10 protein-coding genes are annotated in these 19,400 nt (G+C 38.0%); all 10 read right to left on the reverse strand.

Annotation, left to right across the window (positions count from 1 at the left end; genetic code table 11):
• Positions 1-52 precede the first annotated feature (52 nt).
• The 10 genes from EVU92_RS18385 to brxC all read right to left on the reverse strand — a co-directional run bounded on the left by EVU92_RS18385 (position 53) and on the right by brxC (position 19,376).
• Entirely contained in the window at positions 53-1,582 is a 1,530-nt protein-coding gene (locus EVU92_RS18385) for a hypothetical protein (RefSeq protein WP_205987950.1), read from the reverse strand.
• Positions 1,583-3,187: a hypothetical protein gene (locus EVU92_RS18390; RefSeq protein WP_130052616.1), complete on the reverse strand. Its 1,605-nt coding sequence runs from the start codon at positions 3,185-3,187 to the stop codon at positions 1,583-1,585. It lies immediately after the preceding gene.
• 388 nt (positions 3,188-3,575) lie between these two features.
• Complete coding sequence (gene brxL / locus EVU92_RS18395) at positions 3,576-5,660, reverse strand: protease Lon-related BREX system protein BrxL (protein WP_130052617.1); 2,085 nt, start codon at positions 5,658-5,660, stop codon at positions 3,576-3,578.
• 12 nt (positions 5,661-5,672) lie between these two features.
• On the reverse strand, positions 5,673-8,399 hold the full coding sequence (gene pglZ, locus EVU92_RS18400) for a BREX-1 system phosphatase PglZ type A (RefSeq protein ID WP_130052618.1): 2,727 nt from the start codon (positions 8,397-8,399) through the stop codon (positions 5,673-5,675).
• A gap of 216 nt (positions 8,400-8,615) precedes the next feature.
• Complete coding sequence (locus tag EVU92_RS18405) at positions 8,616-9,107, reverse strand: preprotein translocase subunit SecB (protein ID WP_130052619.1); 492 nt, start codon at positions 9,105-9,107, stop codon at positions 8,616-8,618.
• Positions 9,100-9,627 (reverse strand): toxin-antitoxin system HicB family antitoxin, encoded by a 528-nt coding sequence (locus EVU92_RS18410; protein WP_205987951.1) that lies wholly within the window; start codon positions 9,625-9,627, stop codon positions 9,100-9,102. Before EVU92_RS18410 ends, EVU92_RS18405 begins: the two co-directional genes overlap by 8 nt.
• Positions 9,620-9,916 (reverse strand): type II toxin-antitoxin system HicA family toxin, encoded by a 297-nt coding sequence (locus EVU92_RS18415; RefSeq protein WP_130052620.1) that lies wholly within the window; start codon positions 9,914-9,916, stop codon positions 9,620-9,622. The genes EVU92_RS18410 and EVU92_RS18415 overlap by 8 nt, the downstream gene beginning before the upstream one ends.
• 70 nt (positions 9,917-9,986) lie before the next feature.
• Positions 9,987-11,912 carry a DUF262 domain-containing protein gene (locus EVU92_RS18420; RefSeq protein WP_130052621.1) on the reverse strand — a complete coding sequence of 642 codons (1,926 nt, stop codon included), beginning with the start codon at positions 11,910-11,912 and terminating at the stop codon, positions 9,987-9,989.
• A 1-nt stretch (position 11,913) separates the two neighbouring features.
• On the reverse strand, positions 11,914-15,615 hold the full coding sequence (gene pglX, locus EVU92_RS18425; RefSeq protein WP_130052622.1) for a BREX-1 system adenine-specific DNA-methyltransferase PglX: 3,702 nt from the start codon (positions 15,613-15,615) through the stop codon (positions 11,914-11,916).
• Between the two features lie 26 nt (positions 15,616-15,641).
• The gene (gene brxC / locus EVU92_RS18430; RefSeq protein ID WP_130052623.1) at positions 15,642-19,376 is read right to left on the reverse strand and encodes a BREX system P-loop protein BrxC; all 3,735 of its coding nucleotides are present in this window, start codon (positions 19,374-19,376) and stop codon (positions 15,642-15,644) included.
• Positions 19,377-19,400: the final 24 nt, after the last annotated feature.

Here is a 19,400-nt window from a genome sequence, read left to right on the forward strand (position 1 = left end):
GATCGTAATCCAGAATGAAGGCGAATTTTGATATTCGCCTCTTTAAATTTAGTTAGCGGTTTCTTGCATAGCTAGAGCTAAGAATTTCCTCAAACTCTTGATCTAGGTAAACATCCATCAACTCGTGATTTATTTTTCCTTGCATTGCCCATGCGTTAAGTTCTTTCAATGCCAGATGAGCGAATCGTGTCCAAGCAAATAAATTCACTCTAAGCAATGTAGTTATAACTTGGCCACCGCCACGAATTGCTGCGTCAGCACCATCGACAAGGCATAATGCGCCTTGACCAACACATAACATTCTGCGTAATTCAGGATTAGACTCTGTCGGTATACAATCCTTCCATTCCTTATTATCAGAAAACCTAGCTCGAATCATCCAACAGAGCCTAATGATCAATTCATTAATAACAACAGGGATAGCCATAGTTATACCATGTCGAGCATCATATCCTTCTTCAAAGACCTTAGTAGCAATAGTAGCAATAGATTGTTTGTTTTTATCGAACTCACCAGCATTCAAGCCCAAAAGTAAATTATAAAATGGTATTGGCACACCCGTTCCACGACCTCCTTGGCCTACCGTGCCTGATGATCCAGTCCAATCAGACATAATGTGCCCAAACCAGTTTGCGATACCACAAAAAACCTTTGCAATAATATTACCGCCTTGCAACTCATTGGTTTCTGTATCAACCGTAATAACCTTCCCGTTACTAATAAACGTAGAAGTATTAGTAAATTGATTAAGAACAGAGAAAAACAAGCCAATCAGATCTGGAGAATGTCCCAAACTTTTTAAATGATGGTTTTTTAAAGATAAATTAGGAACAGCTCCATCGACAGAAGCTGTCGTTGCTTGATCATAATTTACTTTAAACTTTCTCTCCAAAAAACCAATAGCACTAGCCGTTGTGTTTGATCCTTTAGCTTCAGCTTTTTCAGAGTCCCAGCCTAAAATACCAGCAAACTTTTCTGTTGCTTTATTGGCAAACTGATCAACAGAATCTCCTATTGGCGATTCTCCCGGTGCACCAACAAAAACAATGTCAATTATTCCGCATAATAAACCTGAAGTGCTGGCAATTGCATAATCAATTTTATCGCAGTTTGGAGCTTTATAAGTGAATTCTTTCTGAATTCTGTTTTTAAGCTCAGCTTCTTGACTATTAGTAAGCAAGCGTTCAAAAGCATTAACCGTATTAATACGGTTCCTCTGAGCATAGTCATTAACTGATAAGATATAATCTTCCCAACTCATATCATTATTTAAAATATGATTTAAGTTAAGTGTTTCTACTCTTTTTAACTTAGGTTGCTCCAAAATCTCTTGCGACTCAAGTTGTAATTCTAACAATAACCTATCGGCTTCATCTAAATCAGATAACTCATCACTGTTATCATAACTGACACCCAAACACTCAAGCTCAGTTTGTAACTCTTGAATCATGAAATCAGTTTCTGATTGATACTCTTTTAAATTATCAATACCTCTGTCAAGTTCACTTAGCTTACTTCCTCCAACACACAGTTGTTCTTTTTGAACTTTTAGAGATAAAGCCTTTTCATTTAATTCTTCCATCTAACTGAATATTCCCTTGACCTTAGATTGAAGTTTTGATTTCAATGCATTATTTATTTCATAATAGCCTAGGCTTTCAAAGAGAGAAGACATCTTATCAAGCATTTCAGTTGGAATACTGTCTTTTAATACATAATCCCCGCTTTCATTTTCTTCATATCGGCTTATGATAAAATCATAAATCTTTAACTTAGTGGCTTCCTCACAAAGATTTTGTAAACGTAAGTGATCAAGCTTTTTGGGGCACCTAGTTCGATTAGCTGCATTCTCGAATTTATCAGCTTTGTTACTTTCCTGCTGAAGTGCACCAGTATACTTTGCGACCATCTCTTTTAACTTCATAATTTCTGATCGACTTACTTCACCAGCATTCATAGCACTAGAAAGTTGCTCTACTAAATAATTAATATCTTCTATAGTATTTTTTATAGTTAGATGAGTCAGCTTTAATGCTTCATTTAACATTGCTAATTTAACTTTAAAACCATCTAACTCATTTACTCCAGAGAACTTTCTTACACCGGTATATGTCAAGAAACCAACTGCCCCTAATATTGCTAAGCCGCCTGTCATTCCCATACCGAGACCCAAAGTAGCGAGTCCAGAAGTAATACCAGATGCAGATAGACCTACTACTGAACCAGATATATATACTGCTGCAATTGGTGCGCCTACCGCGGCTGCTGTTGAGGCAAGCTTTGAAGCATTCTCACGAATAACATTATCATCAACATCGTCCTTCAAAATCTGGAATGCTTCTGAAACTGCATCTTTAGCAAACTGTAAATCATCATCACTAAGATCCATTGCTACTTGATATTTTAGTAAAAAAGGTACATCACCATTGGTTGCAGACTTTGAGGAATAATAAGTATTAACTATATCCTTGGCTAACGAGATCATTATCGACTGGTGCTGTGACTGATCACTCAAACCACGAATTGAAGCCAATATACTTTCAACTGGCTCTATATATTTCTCTATATCTTGAATGTACTTTCTTACATCACTTCTAGCCGTTACTGTTAGATGTAATCTTGTCGATAAAAGTAGAATTTCTGCTAGCTCAGTCTCATCAACATCTCCATCATCTTCGAATGTCATATTAACAATGAGTTTTAGGTAATTAACTTTAAACTCATCACTCATCTCTACTAGGTCAACAGCTTGTTTCTCATTCTGAAAATCACTAAATTCAGATACAATTTTACTAAGAAATTCAGATAGCTTTTTCTCTTTAACACCATACATATTCTTGAAAGCATAAACTTTTCCACCCTTGGTAATTTCAACAGATTCATTAATACTTTCTTTACCTTTAGCATTAACCGTTTTCTCTTCTTTATACTCAACTTTTTCGATATCAGAGTATAAAAAAACACCATGTCTATCATGAATAAAACGATCGCCTGTAAAAATAAAACCTTCATCAGATTTACCGAACAAAGTTGCATCCTGAATAGCTATTATCGAATGAAGAAGATCCTCACATTTCATTGCAGACACAGCATTATTTAGTTTTTTCTCAGGAATATCAGGTGATAAGTATACATATTCACCAATATTTTTTACGTTTTCTCTAACAAATGCATTAACGTTTGACATAAACTATTTTCCCTATTTTCCTTGTTTAATTAACCCAAGTTGGATTTTGGCTGTTAACCTGTAAAAGGTCTTAAAATTAAGTGTTAAAAATCGGCCTAAGTGCAGAATTCGAATAGCAAATTAAATTACTATTCTACGATAAATACATTCAGGCGTAACATTTGGGGCAAAAACTAAATTTAACGATGCCTTAGACTTATATATTGCAAGAACATCGCACAGGCTACCCAGATCTGAAATTACACACATCTGATAATCAGAACTATCTTATATGTATCTGCCCTAAGCTATTTCGATTTTTTATGCTCGGTCAGTCAATTCTTATTTTTCAATTTATTTCTAGCCTAAAGCAAGTTTTATACTTCATTCTTTCTTTTTAAAATTTACATTACTGAACCCCAAGAGCCTTATACACAGCATCCACAGGATCACTGTAAAAACTTACTTGGAATTTGGTGAATGTTTCAGCAGGTACAGAAGGTATATCGCTAGCTGATGCCATAGGCAGTAACACTTTAGTTGCACCTGCCTCCAGCGCTATCTGCATACTTGATGCTAAATCTTGAACTGGGTTTACGACGCCACCAAGTGTGATACTTCCTAATACAACCATTTGCTCTTGAACAGGCTTATTAAGTAAAACTGAACAGCATGCAACTAATGCACCTAAACTCGCTTGGTGACTATTTCCTGATGTTTGTAAATCTACAAAATGTATGTGAAATTCGTGCTCAGAGAAACGAGAATTAGCAGCGATTCGATTTAAGTTACCTTTGAAGTATTCAAATCCGACTCGGACTTGTTCTTTGGCACTCGTGTCCGAACCAAAGCCCGATGTTGAATGTTTACCTGTGCCCGGTGTCATTTGTGTTTCTATACGATAAACACCTAATTTTCCAGAAGCGCCATGATCAACAAAGTGTACTACTCCGGGTTTTGTGGTTCCTGCTGGAATTAGATTTGAACCGCCTTGTTCTGGCACATTGACAAAAAACTCTTCAAGCGTTTCGTTATCGATATAACTAAAATTAACGTCAAAGAATTCCATACCGCCAATTTTCTTGAGCTGTTCTTTTACTCGACGGCGAACTTCAAGAGCATAAGTTAAACATGTGCGCACATCTTCTTTTGTATATTCACCATTTGGATAAAGAAGCTTAAGCAAACCAGACGTTGTTCTTCTTACGCCAATCACATCACGCTGATTAAGGTTGTTACCTAACTTAAAGAACTTATCAATTGCGTCAGAAAACGTCGTTTTACGCATTTCACGCATATATTCAGCTAAGTAGTCAGTGATCAACCCAAACCGGTCTGTGAAGACCTCTGGGCGCATTTTAGGAATTTCCCAGCCCGGAATATAAGCATGGAATCGATCAAAGTATGCCGAGTCGATCATTTCATCTGGAAATGGCGCTAATAAGTGACTGGTTTTTACTAATGTCTCAACGCTGTGATCGATATTCCCAACAAACACCATTGAGGCTTTTGCTTCAATCGAATCACGGCCACGAGAAAACGAACCAGACGCCATGTAATCTTTCATGATCTGTATGCCGTCTTTATCTTTAAAACGAATACCCGCGACTTCATCAAAGGCTACAACATCCCACATCCCTACCAAACCAATTTGGCGTGATGACATGTTATAAAACAGGTTAGCTACCGTGGTTTGACCGCCTGAAACCAATAACGAATTGGGAGAACATTCTTTGTAAACATGAGACTTACCTGTTCCGCGAGGCCCTAGTTCACATACGTTGTAGTTATTTTCTACAAATGGGATCATACGAGCTATTAGGTGCCATTTACACCTGTGATCAAGATTAGCTGGCTCCATCCCTATAGAACGAAGTAACAAATCTATCCATTGATCAACTGAGAACTTACGACGAGCTTGATACACCTCATCCATGTTCATTGAAGGCATTTGTATAGGCTTTAAGCTAAAGACGCTGAACGGAGACGTTTTCTGTCCTTCTTCGTAAAAGTAACTCACCGTAATAATGCACCAGATACCACCGGTTAATAGTTTTTCGTTTTCTTTGACTATTTTGTTAGGAACTACAGCATCTTTAATGCCGATGTTGGATAAACTCGCTTCATAGATATCCTTTTTCTGATTGAGTTTTACCGTTACTTTATCAATGACTTTATGAGTGCCTTTTTCACGGATCAACGACTTGGCTTTTTCAGCTTCATCTGGACGTACATAGTTTTCCGTCAGGATCTTCTTAACATTCTTCAACCCTTCTTGGATTAACTCATCCTCTGCTGAAGAGCAGTACATACCCAATAAATATTCAAGCACATAAACCGGAACGTTCGCCCCTTCTTTTAACTGCTTGGTTAAATCTTTACGAACAACACGACCTTTAAATTCGGTCGTCATTAAATCATCGAGATCAGCGCTTCTAATTTGAGAAGATTCGTTACTTGAGATGTTACTATTATGTAATTGTTCATTTTCCATTTGCACTATCCCCTAAAAAAAGTCATCTTCGAAGGCTAAATCAATAATAACGGAGTGTGTTGTTTTGGTTTTACTTTCAGTATCTTCCATTATCAATTTATAACTTATCGTGCGATCAAAACCGCTGCCTTCCAATTTAATTTGTATATTGCGTTTACGTTCTTCGAGTTTTTCTGAAGCTGAATCAAATGTATGCTTCTCTTTAGAACTCACTCGGTGCCCATCAGGATCTTCAATCCAAAGTTCCAACTCTCGTGCCTTATGCTTATCACCAACAGGATCAGTTTGTAAAAATGATATTCGGTCTATATTCGCAACAATCTTAACTGGATTCTGTAACGGCACAGCTCCAACTTTTTGTTTAGCAAGTTTTGTCTGTGCTTTCGTATCAAGCTCACGAACTTGAAGCACGGGAACACAGATCTCCTGTGGCATAATGCCGCCATGGATAAACTTAGCACCGCCTACAAAGTTAAATCGATTACTACCTCGTGGCACAATAAACTCTGCATCATCGCCTAAATTTGGGTCAATTCCGGCGGTGTTGGCTATTTTCCCGGTCCAATAAAAATCATCTGAAGGCAAATTTGAACCAATAACATAACGTTTTTTATCTTCAATAGCGCCCTTAGGTTTTGACTTATGGGCGGTTTTATCTAAATCCGTTAAATCGGTCATTTTAAATAAGAAGCCATGATCAGCTGTTAAGAGCACTCGACTGCCATTTAAACGGTTGAAGATCCGCTTGATCAACTCGATTAATTCAACAACAGTATCTTGTGCAGCTTCAAAAGTCTGATTTTCAGTACTTTGCTTATCGCCAATGGCATCAATTAAATCGTGATAAATATAAACGACTTCAGCTTCACCAATTTGCTCTTTGGCTGCTTGCCTTGTCCACTTGAAAACCTCATCGGCTTTAAAAGCAACGCCGTTATGCTTTGCTAACACCTTTTGACGATTATCATGGCCATGTACAGAAATACCGTCTGCTTTGTATTCTACTTTTGAACCTAAATGTGCAGTTAACTTTTGGTGTGGAAGCAGGCTTCCCATTCCTAATTGGGTATAAGATGGAACAACACCTAGCTGAGATTTTAGCTCTGGCTTTAAGCGCCCTTCATCGCTGATACGCTGATAAATATCGTGAGCAACCTCATAACGTAAAGCGTCAGAAATGATCACAAAAACACGTTTAGCTTGAGTATTTCTTAATAGTCCGCGTACCTCTTGTTGATAGAAGTGCTGTTGATTATGAACCCCCATGATCTTCCAATTATCAAGGAGACTCTCTCTATCAACCAATTTACCCCATGCTATGGCTAAGTCATTCAAGTACCAGTTCACATATAGGTTTTCAATATCATCAACTAAGCCAAGGCTCTGTAATAAGTCGCCACCATTGTTTTTACGTAAATTAATGAAGTTTTCAAAGAATATCCGGTAAGCATGATCAAACTTATATAGCTCTGACTCGTAAGCTTTATAAAGGGCCTTCGCACTTTCGAAATAAAAACCATCAAGATACTTATCTCTTAAATCATAAAACTCTTTTGCTGCTCTTAATGAAGCGAACAGGTATTGATAATTTTTATCGACACTACACCAATGACCATTTAACTTAGACGACACCCAATCACTGATTTCAATCGCTGAATATGCTTGTAAGTCTGTCGCAATTAATTTGATCAACTGCTGTTCAACCTCGATGAAGGTCTCAACATTGATAAAATTACTTGGATGTTTAAACTCGGCTAACTTGTGTTTTATTTCCAACTCATCAGCAACTTCTTTAACGATGTCATTATACGATGCAGACAAAGTACGGCTTTCTCGCCAAGAAGATACAAAACTAACCACAGCTGCTCGCTTCGCAGCTGCATTGCCTATTAACTCTTTAATAGACTTAGGAAGCTTGTCAAAGCTTTCGGAATCAATAGCAAGCGGTAATACATGTGCAGAAAGACTTGTAGCAAAGTCTGTTTTACTAATTGAAACCCCAGACGCCTGCAAACCATGGTAACAATCTGTAACGAGTAGCTTAGTGATCAGGTCCTTAACACTGGCAACAGGCTGTTCATTTTCTTCATCGCTAACCCAATTACCTACAGCAATATAACCAAACTCTTCTACGGCATGACGCCAAAATATTTTAGTTAATTCAAATTTCTCTAATTCAGCAATGGCATCATCACACTTAGATGGGGAGTCAACAAACAGAGAAATCAATTGGTGTAAAACAGCTACAAAACTAACGGATTCTACTTTGGCAATTACCGCAACCATTGCTAGTTCAAGAGCTTGCTTATCGGCCCCTTCAGGTAATAACTTCTTAAGTTTACTGTAACGTTGCTGATTACCAAAAAACTTTTTATAACGGCTAATGTCTTGGCGAAACTCCATACGCATACCAAGTTCATTTAATATCATTGAGCTTGAATCAGCATAAAAATGTTCCGCGTAAAGACGAATATCGTAAAGCCAATCTCGCGTTGGTTCATTTAGTGATTTATTGCTATACAACAAAAATTGAGTGTTTGGCTCTCTTAGCTCAACACGTTGCTTGATTTCAAAATAAGAGTATTCATCCAACTTAATAAGCTCGATACCTGACGATTCAAATTCAGTTTCAATTACCGGTAATTGCTCCTGAAACTCAATATCTTCATCTTGCCAGAAAACTAATCGGCATTTATCGAATTTGGCTAAAATGCCTTGTTTTATTTGTTCTAAATTCATTTCTTGCGCCTTTAAACATTTCGCCTTAACTTTTGGGTTTTTAGGTTGAGGAATAACATAGAACACAGCAAGAAAGTATGGGTGAAATATAGTGAATAGAGCATGCATGTGTTGATAATGTTAAATCGGACTCCTCATAATTACGAGAAGCCCTTAAGCAAAAAAAAAATTTTAAGCTTTTAGCAAATGGAAATGTCTCAATTAATTTTAATTAAATTATTCCGTATTACCATTTTGAGGCTTCACTTGCATCGTCGGTAATGCAACTTTTGGAAGATTTAAACGGTTACACATATTCATTAAGTGTTCCCTCCAGAAAGGCCAAACATGGTAGCTAACATTTTGAAGCGCAAAAACTTTTAATGAATCTTCATCTATTTCTTTGTCAAACATTTGATATTCTGCACAAAAAGTCGCTTCAATTTGCGCTAAAGGTTCTGAGTCCTTATTCTCTTTATCTTCTTCTTTAATAAAACGACAACCAACGTCTACATAAACTTTAAAAAAGTACTCTTCATTATCATCAGTATCTTGCACTCCAAAAACCTCAGAGCCTTTTACTACATGCATGAATTGGTAAACTAAATTATCAAAATCAGTTCTCTTAGGATCAAAATCAGAACGAGTAAAACAATTAGTGTTTTTTACATAAACATCATGTGATTTAAGCGTATCTTTTGCCTTTTGAAAGTCACCTGTATTAGCCATAACACCTTTGCTCCATAGCGTCGTCAATCAAAGGAATGGGTTTAATCGGTACAACTTTGCTTGTTTGCTGTCGTTTAGGCTGAACATGCATAAATTCTGTTTGCTTTATAGCACCAATAGACGACTTGATACTGTGAATCGTTCGAGATACACCAAATTGCTCACCCAAGTTAAATGCTAAACAATTAACTAGTAATTGGTTTAAGCTAATATCTTCACTTTCCGACCACGATGATAACGCAGCGTGCATACTTTTAGGCATTCTCAAGGTAACTCGGCCACTAAAGTCATCATTTTCTAAAATAGGAGCTGGCATGACTTTACCTTCTTCAGCTAAAGCTTCAGCAGTTGTTTCAATCGTATCAAGCGCAAGTAAATATGCTTCTTCGTAAGTTTCTGCGTATTCGGCTACATCGGGTAACTCTTTTACTTTAGCTTCAAAGAACACTTCGCCGTCAAAATTTCCTTTTCGTACAGTGATATTGTATAGACTTGCATCAAACATTTTTTCACTATCCATCTCGTTTCTCCAAGTATTTTACGAGTTCGTTCTCGTACTTCTCTAATACCTTTATTATTTTTTTTATGTAAGGCTTTTTAATTTCTGGATTTCTACCGTGATCACAATTAAGTGAGCCTGAGGTAAAACCTTCTAAATGAGGATGAGTAAAAACCTTATGCCCCCCTTTGCGGCCATCTTTGACATTAAAGCCTAACTCTCCCAACAAGGATTTCGCTTGTTGGCACCTCATACTTGCCCCAGCATTCTGAAATGCAGTTATTACTTCATCATATAATTCTTTAGGCATCTGACACCATATATAGTGTCACTATTTAGAGTTTGCAAATTTTTGCATTAAAAAGTGCAATATGCAACAACTAAATGGTGACCTCCTCCTTGTCATTCAAAAAGGTTAGATGTAACAAATTGGTTTTAAAGTTATTGTCTCCAACTACAATATCCCACCTTTCTTCCATAAATTTTAGTAACTCTAATCCGCGTTCTAAAATTGATTCTGGCAACCACTCTTCTTTTTGAGCTAGTTCATTTTCTGAAGCAGACCCGTTGTAGAACCCTACGCCATTACCGTTATTTTTCTTTAAATCGAAACTATCGTTTTGCAAGCTAGAGTTTTTGGCTCTACTCAGTGGAACTAAGTTCCCTAAAGAGTGTGCGACAAATTGTGTTTCCTCTTTACTAAAAGCGCCAAAGCGAGAAAGCCAGTACGGATCTTTTGGCGTTTGAGGAAAAATATGCTCTATCGTTACGCTGTCTTTTTTATTTGCTGAGAGCTTTTCCCACGACAACTTATTTGACGATTGCTTTCCTCGTGAACGTAACCATTGTTCATGCTCATAAAGAAAATATCTAATTCCATCCCACTTAAAAAATCCATGATTACCTAATTCATATTTTTCCGAGATGTATGCGAGAAAACGATTGGGGTCATAATACTTATCGACCCATTCAGTAATCGAGGATACGATTGAATCAATGGTTATTTTTTTGGTCATTAAGTCTCGGGACATTGAGAAAAACTCGGTATCACCAGTATTAGAACGTCTTTGGCTCAAAGTGAATAAAGTAAAGTTGTATCTTTCCGCCGCTGAGAGTAATAAATTAATCTTCTCCACGCACTGTTGGGAAACATATGCGGCCAGCAACAATGGTTTGAATGCCCTGAAACTCAAACGGTGAAGTCTATCAAGCAGTAGCTTATTTTGCTCATCGGTATACTCTGGGAGAGGAAAATAAGGGTTATGCATATAGAACCAAGGCCGAATAGATTGCTGAAGGCTCGTTACATATTTATCTATTTCCTCAACAGAGATCCTGTCTCCCTCTTTCTTAGGATGGGTAACATTTCTTGCTGTAAATTTTTCATCCAACAAAAATTTAATGTAGTCATCACCCTTACGTCGAGTATATTTAAAATACATCGTCCAATGGTTACGTAAGAATAAATGTTCACTCAGAGGTGCTTCTGGGTTTTTCCCTAAATACTCATAGATAGTCTTCCAAGCATTATTTATTTTTGCTCTAAGCACCGCATGACCTTCATGCTCTTTAAATAGTGTCGAGAGGTAAATAAGGCGATTTTTTAATAATTCTAAACTTGTTAATGGTTTTCCTCGGTTATTCATTGTTTCAAAAGTCACATACACATCGATTTCATCATCAATTTCATACAAGTTGAATTTAAACTTCTGTGTCAGCTTTTTATAAATAACCGCTATTTCATCTGTAGTTAATTCACTCAGCTTTTTCATAAAAAACGCTTTAGCTTTAGATAGGTTTTGCGTGTATAGCGTTTCTTGATATTGGTTGCTATGTGAATGGACGCCAAAAACTTTTGTTTTTAAATACTCGTCGCTTGGATTATCTTTCTCATATCCAAAAATAAAACTTGCTCTCTGGCCGTCTTCAGCCCTATTAATAATGTACTGCTTTCTAATAGTTTCTAGAGACTGATAATTTAGAAGCTCGCTAGCATCAACTGATTCAAGGATTGCCTGCATAAGCAACATTGAGGTTGTTAACCTTTGCTGCCCGTCGACCACATAAAAAGGTTTAAAACCGACTCCCTCAATGATCCATTCATCATTTTCCCATTTACGCCATACATCCCTAGGCACAGGTTCTAACGTAATAACCCCAGTATAATGAACCCTATCAATATTTAGATGCAGGATATCTTCCCAAAAGTCATTATACTGATGTTCTAACCATGCGTAACCACGTTGATAATCAGGTATGCGCAATAGTCGCTTTTCAAAAATATCGCTTAAACTTTGTAACTTCATGCTACTTCACCGCCTTTCCGTGGATGTTTTTTACGTCGGCTAGTAGGTTGCCGAATTTGCCGTAGTTTTCTTTAACGCCGTCGTCTAAATCGAGGGTGATGCGTTTTTCGGCATAATGTTTTAGTTGCTCGTCGAAGGTGCGGAGTTCGGCTTGTTTTTTCTCTAACGCTTTGATGTCTTTTTCAATGCGGCGGGCTTCTGAGCCGGTGGCGTTAACAATGTCGTCTGAGAGTCTTGCTAGTTGCGCATCGTATTTACCCATTAATGGCGTAACGTACTCAGTTCGCATACGAGACAATGTGCCTTCATTGTAACGGTGCAGATATACTAAGCACTCAAAGGCTTTTTCTTTGCCTGAGCTAAATAGCCAGTAAATAGGACGTTTTTTGTAGGTCTTGCAATGATCTTTAAAGAATTGCGTTGAGAAGTAACGACGAATGATGTCCATCGCACTTTCGCCCCCGCCCTTTTTGGTAGAGAGCGGTTTAAGTGTATGCAAACACAAGCTTTCAGCTACAAACTCTAAGTTTTCATTTAGGTGCTCGCCCCCCCAAACAGTTTTAACAAACTCTCTAAAACGAGTCGTAGCATCATCGTCAAATAACCATTCTTCAGACGCTAATGGAATAATACCATCGTCATCCGCAGGGAAAGTTTTGTACGCACCTTCAGCTTCTAGCTGTTTAAATCCTTCGTTGCCAGAATGGGCGTATATTATACCTTCTCGATCTAATGAGTAACGGCCCATTACACATCCAGTACAATATGATATTAATTCTGAAATTATTACTGAAAGAAATTTTTCCTTGTCCCCCTTAAATGAGTAATGTGGATTTTTTTCCAAAGTAATTTGTTCTATTGGTACATCATAAGAATAAGTATCATCCAATTCAAAAGCCTTTATAAACATTTGATTTAGCTCTGACTCTATTACCTTTAAGTCACTGCTGATACTTATGCTTTCTTGTAAATAATGTAAATATGAGTCCTTTATGAGGTTTGGTTTCTTTCCAATTAATAAATTTCTTTTAAAACGCCATGAGTATTCTTTTTCATCCCAATCGTTTTTAGTTAACGAAACAGCACTCTTTACCAGCTCAATAACTCTTTTTTCATCTAAACAATTAGGAAAAGGTAACTTTCTAAAATCTCCCGGTTGAAAGTGCATAGTTGCATTTATAACTTTAGAAAGGTCATTAATGAAATTAGTGTTCATTAATCCTAGACAAAGAAGGTGACCATTTGGCTCTACAGGATATGCACAATGACCTGCGATATCGAAAATTGCTCCTTTTTCTAAAAATCTTGCTCCCAATCTACCTGAGGTAAGGTCTGTCCATGTCAGTCCTTCTTGGAAATAGCACTCTTCTGAAGCACAGTTATTACCTGTTACTTTTAGCTTATTTCTATACTGTTCATCATATCTAATGACAAGGTTTATATTGCCGAACCACTTTTTATAACTGCCACCTTTGTTATAAGGAAACCACTTGAAACCAGAATCAATTGCTTCTTCCCAACTTCCTTGTGAATCCGAAAAATCGCTGCCGTTTATTTCATACCAATATCTTGTGAAGTAGTCGTTGTTACCACTAGTCATTCCAGCCCTAGAATTAGCTTTACTACTTGCTCTACCTGAAGCTACGATTGCATTAAATACATCTGGAGCTAACCAATATGCTATAGGGCTTCCGGGGATTTTTTTAAAGTCGCTTTGCATTGCTTCATTGTAGCTGTTTTCTTTCTTTGCCAATGCTGTACGCTTTTCAGTCTCATTTCCTTCAATTAATCTGAAAAATACAGGTTGGTATGATTCATAGCGAACATTATTCAAAATCCAAGCAGTGGTTTGAACCACCTCACCTGAAATTTGCCCAAACGCTCTTGCACCTAGATGAGCCATAGTTACAAAGGTTTTAGTATCTAATAACCAATCTCGTAGCGATTCGTAGCTAGATAAAAACATCCAAGATTGCATGTTAACTTGTGCGTTGTAACCATTCTTAGTCAATAATCCGAAAGCTCGTTCCATAAATACAGCAAACAGATCCGATTTAGAATTTGGGAATGCCTTTTTAGCGTGTTCTTTAAGAGATGCATTCATCCCTTTCGAGCCTAAATATGGGGGGTTCGCTACCAGCGCATCATACCTTTGAGCAAGCACAATCGCTTGATTTACAATTGGTAAAACCTTTTCTACTTCTGGTTTTGATTGAGTATCTGAATTCGCAAACTTTTCTAATAAAAGCTGTTTAAGTGAAAGAAGGTTATCTAAATGCTCAACATCAATTTGAATTAATGAACCAAGGGTTTTGGCTTGTAAAAATGCTGTTTTAAGCTCTTGTAACAGTTCAAAATATTTTCCATATTCAGATCCTGAATCAAGTTCAGGATGACGAGGTTCCTCATCAAACAAGCCACCCGTTGAGCCAATTTGTTGATTGCCTTCTAAATCTAACGCTTTCCATAACTTTGGAATATCTAGATGTTCTGTTGATTGCAAAGAAAACAGATTTAGTGCAACTTCGCCCTCTTCAACTCGCTGGAAGATACGCCTATCATCTTCACGGGCTTTCATCATTAAGGCAAAGCCTGCAAGCTGCGCCGCACGATCATCTATGTCTAAGCCGTAGATATTTTTGGTAAGGATAAGCTCTGGAATTTCACGAAGTCGGTAACCACGCTCTAGATATATTTCTCGCAAAACTTCGTACACTTCAACCAATATATGCCCTGAACCACATGCAGGGTCGAGCACTTTGATTTCTTCAGGGTCAATACTAGTTGGCGTAATAGCTTTTAGCTGTTCAATTACTTCTTCAGACTGTTCAGCAGGCTCTATGTAATATTCCATTTTGCCTTTTAGCTCAGAATCAGGGTAAGTAGCCAGCCATTGTCTTCCAACCGAGTTTTGTACTAGGTATTTAACAATCCAATTGGGGGTAAATAACTGAGTTGCTGCGGGAATATCCTCTGATTTAACCACTTTGCCTATTACTGCATCTTTATGCTCAGAGATATAAAACTGATAGAGCCACCCGATGACTTCGATTTGTTGCCAGTCTTCTTCAGGAATGTCGTTGATTAATCCTTTAAGAATAGAGTCGGTTTTAGTTAAGTTATTTGGGAGTAGCAATTCAGTTGCGTCATCTAATGCCTCAAACCCTAAGCCTTTAAAGATCTGGGGCATTATTTTAGCTAGTTGATGGCATTGGCCTAGAAGTAACTCACGGTATAGCTCTTCTTCTTTATCACCTGCGAGTTGTAGCTCAATGATGTGGCTTTTTTCTAAATCTAGGCTGTCGGCAACATCTGACGCGTGACTTAGAATTTCTGGTAAGCCGTCAGGGTTACTGGGATTAGATAGCACTCGAAAACCATGGTCAAAATAGTCATGCAGTTCCATATAACGAATGGCTGCAAGACGGTTAAACCATGTGTAGGCCATTTCACGAACAAACATATCGTACTTTTCTTTATATGTCGCAGATGCTCGTTCAGCTATTTTGCTTTCTAATCTCTTGCGCTGCTCACCTTCTTTACGAGTAAATGCACGACCTTCAATAATGGCAGCGCCACCTTCTATTCGTACCTCTTCGATGCGATCTTCATAGATACCAAAATGGGCAGCACGCTTTTTAACTGCTGCGATAAACTCTCTACGTGCTTTAGGTGCGTATGCTTTTAAATTTTTAGTGTTCATGTAATTAGCCTCTAACTCTTCCTTGATTAACGAATGCGCACTTTGTTATTGCTGTTAACTAACGTGGTGAGTTTTTCTTTTAATACCGCAAGGTAAGCGTCTATGTCTTGCTCGGTTTCAATGACGCCAGTGGCATTCACATCGCGAATAATGCTCGCGGTGTCGATAGACACAATTTTCTTTGGAATTGGTGTGTTTACCGCAGGCTCTGCAACTTGCTGAGGTTCAGTCGTTGACGGTTCGTAGCCGCCACTTCCTGTGTTTGAAGTAGAACCAGATGCAGGGCTTGGATTAGCACTTGAATCCGAAGTTGAATCAGGTACAGCAGCTACTGCCTCTTTAGCTTGTTTTGCTGCTAATGCTTGCTGAGCTTCGATGTGCTTATTGATTAAATCGTAAGCTTCTTCTTCTAAATTAATAGAATCTGCCTGTTCTTGTAAAATCTCGGCAATACCACTTAAGCCACCTAATCTTTGTAAGGCTAATTGCAGTGGTCGTAATGCTTTGTTGCTTAACTCACTTGGCACATGCGCCGCTGTGATTTGCTTTTGCACTTGTTCAATACGGTGTTCAATGCGTGATTTTGCATGTGCTCGTTTATCTTGTAATAGTTGCTCATTAACTTTGCTTACTGATTCGATTAACGGCTCAATATCTTTAATCTCTCGATATGGACGAGGTTTGTTGTAGATATTTTCGAGCTTTTGCAATGCAGTAAGAGCATCGGTGTCTTTTTCTAATGCAGTACGGTTTCTATCAAAATCAATGGTTAGCGCTCTTTGAAGCTTTTGCCAAGTTGCAAATTGGGTTTCATAAAAGTCTTCGATATCTTGATAGTCTTCTTCAAAATCGAGCAAGTCATTTTCGCATGCAAGAAATTGCTCAATAAATTGGAAGCTGGATTGTGTTTCAATTAACCCGGCCAATAACACTCGGCCACTTTCAATTTCACTCACTCCCGGATAGTGACCGGTAGAGGCTTTGTTGGCGAACGCATCTAACTTGCTTTTGATATTGGCAAAGTTAGATTGCGCAACGTTAAACAACTCCTTTTCGCTTTCAGGCGCATTCTTTTGGAATACGTCTTTAAATAATTTTGCGGCACGTTTTAGGTTCGCTTCTGACTGTTGCTTAATACGACGAACTCTAAGCTCTGCACGTTTACGCACTTGCATTAGGTTATCATAAGCATTCTTTAACGAGACATCTTGCTGACGGCTTTGGAAGCAGATTTTGTTTGCTAATGCTAGACGAGAAGTGATCAACACAATTTCTTCATCGTTCCAACCAAAAGGTCGTTTAGAGAAACGTTTTACAATATCTTCAGCTGTAATTGGTCTTCCGGCATCATCACCAAGCGAAATAAATTTCTCAACTTCGAGAACGGCAAGTGGATTGGCTTCTTGACCTTGTAAATCTAAACCAATTTGACCGATGTCATCAGCCACTAAGGTGTTTTGAATTTCTCTGCGAATATCGCCCGGAAACGGTTTAACCAGTTTTAATTTACTGAAGGTGTTTTCGATAACGTACTTGTATAGCTCTTGTAAGATGGTACTGATTGCTCCACCTTTAGGGTTTTGTTGTGAGCCTAATGCATAAAATTCTGCATCTTTTAATAGATCTTCAATGGCTAATTTAACCCGACGGTTGCGGTCTTGGTTTTCAGAACCTTTTTGATGTAACAACTGCTGTTGCTCTGGCCTATTACCTGTGTTTCTGCGTAAAAATTTGTCGGTTTTTATGAATGTACGAATTTCATCGAAAACTTTGTTGTTATCAGCAAGCTTAATAATAATGGCGCCCGCTCCACCAGAAGATAAGCCATCCTGTGATTGGTTAGCACAAACCGTAGGATCATATTCGCCGTAATTTGGATCGATAGGTGAAATGATTTTAACTACTAAGTCATTTTCTTGAGAGCCATCACGCGGCATGCCGTTACAGAAGCGGCTAATTGGAAAGTCTTGTTTGTTTTCAGGATAACGGTAGATATTATCTCTGCGCAGTACATCATCAAAAATTAAATCGCTGAGTTTTTTAGTTTCATCCGATAATTCAATTTCGGTTTCGCGGATCTCATTTTCAATTTCTTTTTCTTCGTTGGTTAAGAAAATGTATTCATCACCTTGGCGTGCAATGAGTAAGTTCGCTTCAAGTGCATTGAGAGCTTGTTCAATATCGCGTCTTAACGTTAATCGGTCTTCGTCAACCTTACTAACACATAAGGTTACTAAGTTATCCATAGTGGATTTGATTACGTCGACGTAACGGATCAAGAATAATGTTTTGAGGATGTTTAACGCAAAGTCTGAAATTGAGTCTTTCTCTGCTGCTTGATCGATGTCTTTTTTAACGGACGTGTCTAAGAAGCTTTCGATTGCTGGATAAAAGTAATACAAAGGGATTAAGACACCCACTTCTTCGTAACGAACTTGTTTAGCCGCACTTTGGAAAGCATCTAACAATGACCGTTCACCACGACTCAGGTGAAGACCAGTTGCCCCCGCCTTACGAATTGCTTCAAATATCTTTTGCACTAGATTGTAGTGGTACGGCACAAATGGGTAGCTATGAATAAAACTTGTGGCGTCTTTGTAATTGGCTAGTTCTGCGGTGGTTGTGCTATCAAATGCTAATTGATTACGGAGAATATCGCCCTTTTGGTCGTACAACGTTTGTAAAACCGGACGAGCTTGTTCTTGTTTAGATAGCAGACGTTTTTCGATAACTTCACTGGTATTTGAACTTGATAACGATAGGCGTTCAAAACGACCTTGGATCTTTGAAAAGTCATGGCCTTTGGAGCCTGCCATGTGGCCAATAACAGAGTCGATGTCTTCTTGCGAGGTAACGACCACCCACGCTCGACCTTCACAAATAGTGCCGAGGTTTTCCGTAATGGTTTGCAGCTTCAACATCATTTGCGTGTTGTTGCCGATAAACTGCCCTACTTCATCGACAAAAAATAAAACCCGGCGATTTAAGTCAGTGTCTAAATACTCTTTAACCCACTTACAGAAATTGGCGATATCGAGGGTAAAGTTATTTTCAAGTTGGTCCATCCATTTACGTGTTGATTCTAGTGATTGATTAGTGACCTTACTCAATACCTCCGTGATATCATCTAGGTATAAACCGTATGAATCACGATTTTCCACCCAACTCAAATCAGTTAACTCATAAAATGTATTCTTGAAACTTTCAAATAACCCTTTACTAAATAACTCTCGTTCTAGATGAGCTATATGAGGGTAATCACCACTAAACCCCATTTGCTCGTTAAAGACTTTAAGAAATACTTTTAATATGGCATCAACACCATCATCAGTATTAGCACGACTATCTATGTTAAATAAGATGACTGTATTGTCTTTGGTTACGGCAGTGTCGATTTCACCAAGTAAGAACCCATCAAGTTTTTTGTCTTTAAAGAACTCAATGGCTGATCTGTCAATCTCGCCATTCGTTGCTTTGATGTTTTGCAATAAGTAAGAAAGAATTTTAATAAAATGCGATTTACCTGAGCCAAAGAAACCACTTACCCAAACACCTATTTTACCTGATTCGGCCTTTTTCTTAGGGTCGCGTACCGATGGCATATAAGCATCAAAAAACTCTTCAAAATGAGTCGCGAGTTCTTTGGTGATGACGTATTCATCAAGTTCAGTAAAGACAGTATTGCTCTCTAATTGATCAGCTTTAACTACGCCATTGATTGGGCGGTTTATGTCTTTTATAAATAAATCTTTAATTTGCATTTTCTTTTTATCCTTCTTAACTCA

The organism is Pseudoalteromonas sp. MEBiC 03485 (assembly GCF_004195145.1).
Lineage (GTDB): Bacteria > Pseudomonadota > Gammaproteobacteria > Enterobacterales > Alteromonadaceae > Pseudoalteromonas > Pseudoalteromonas apostichopi.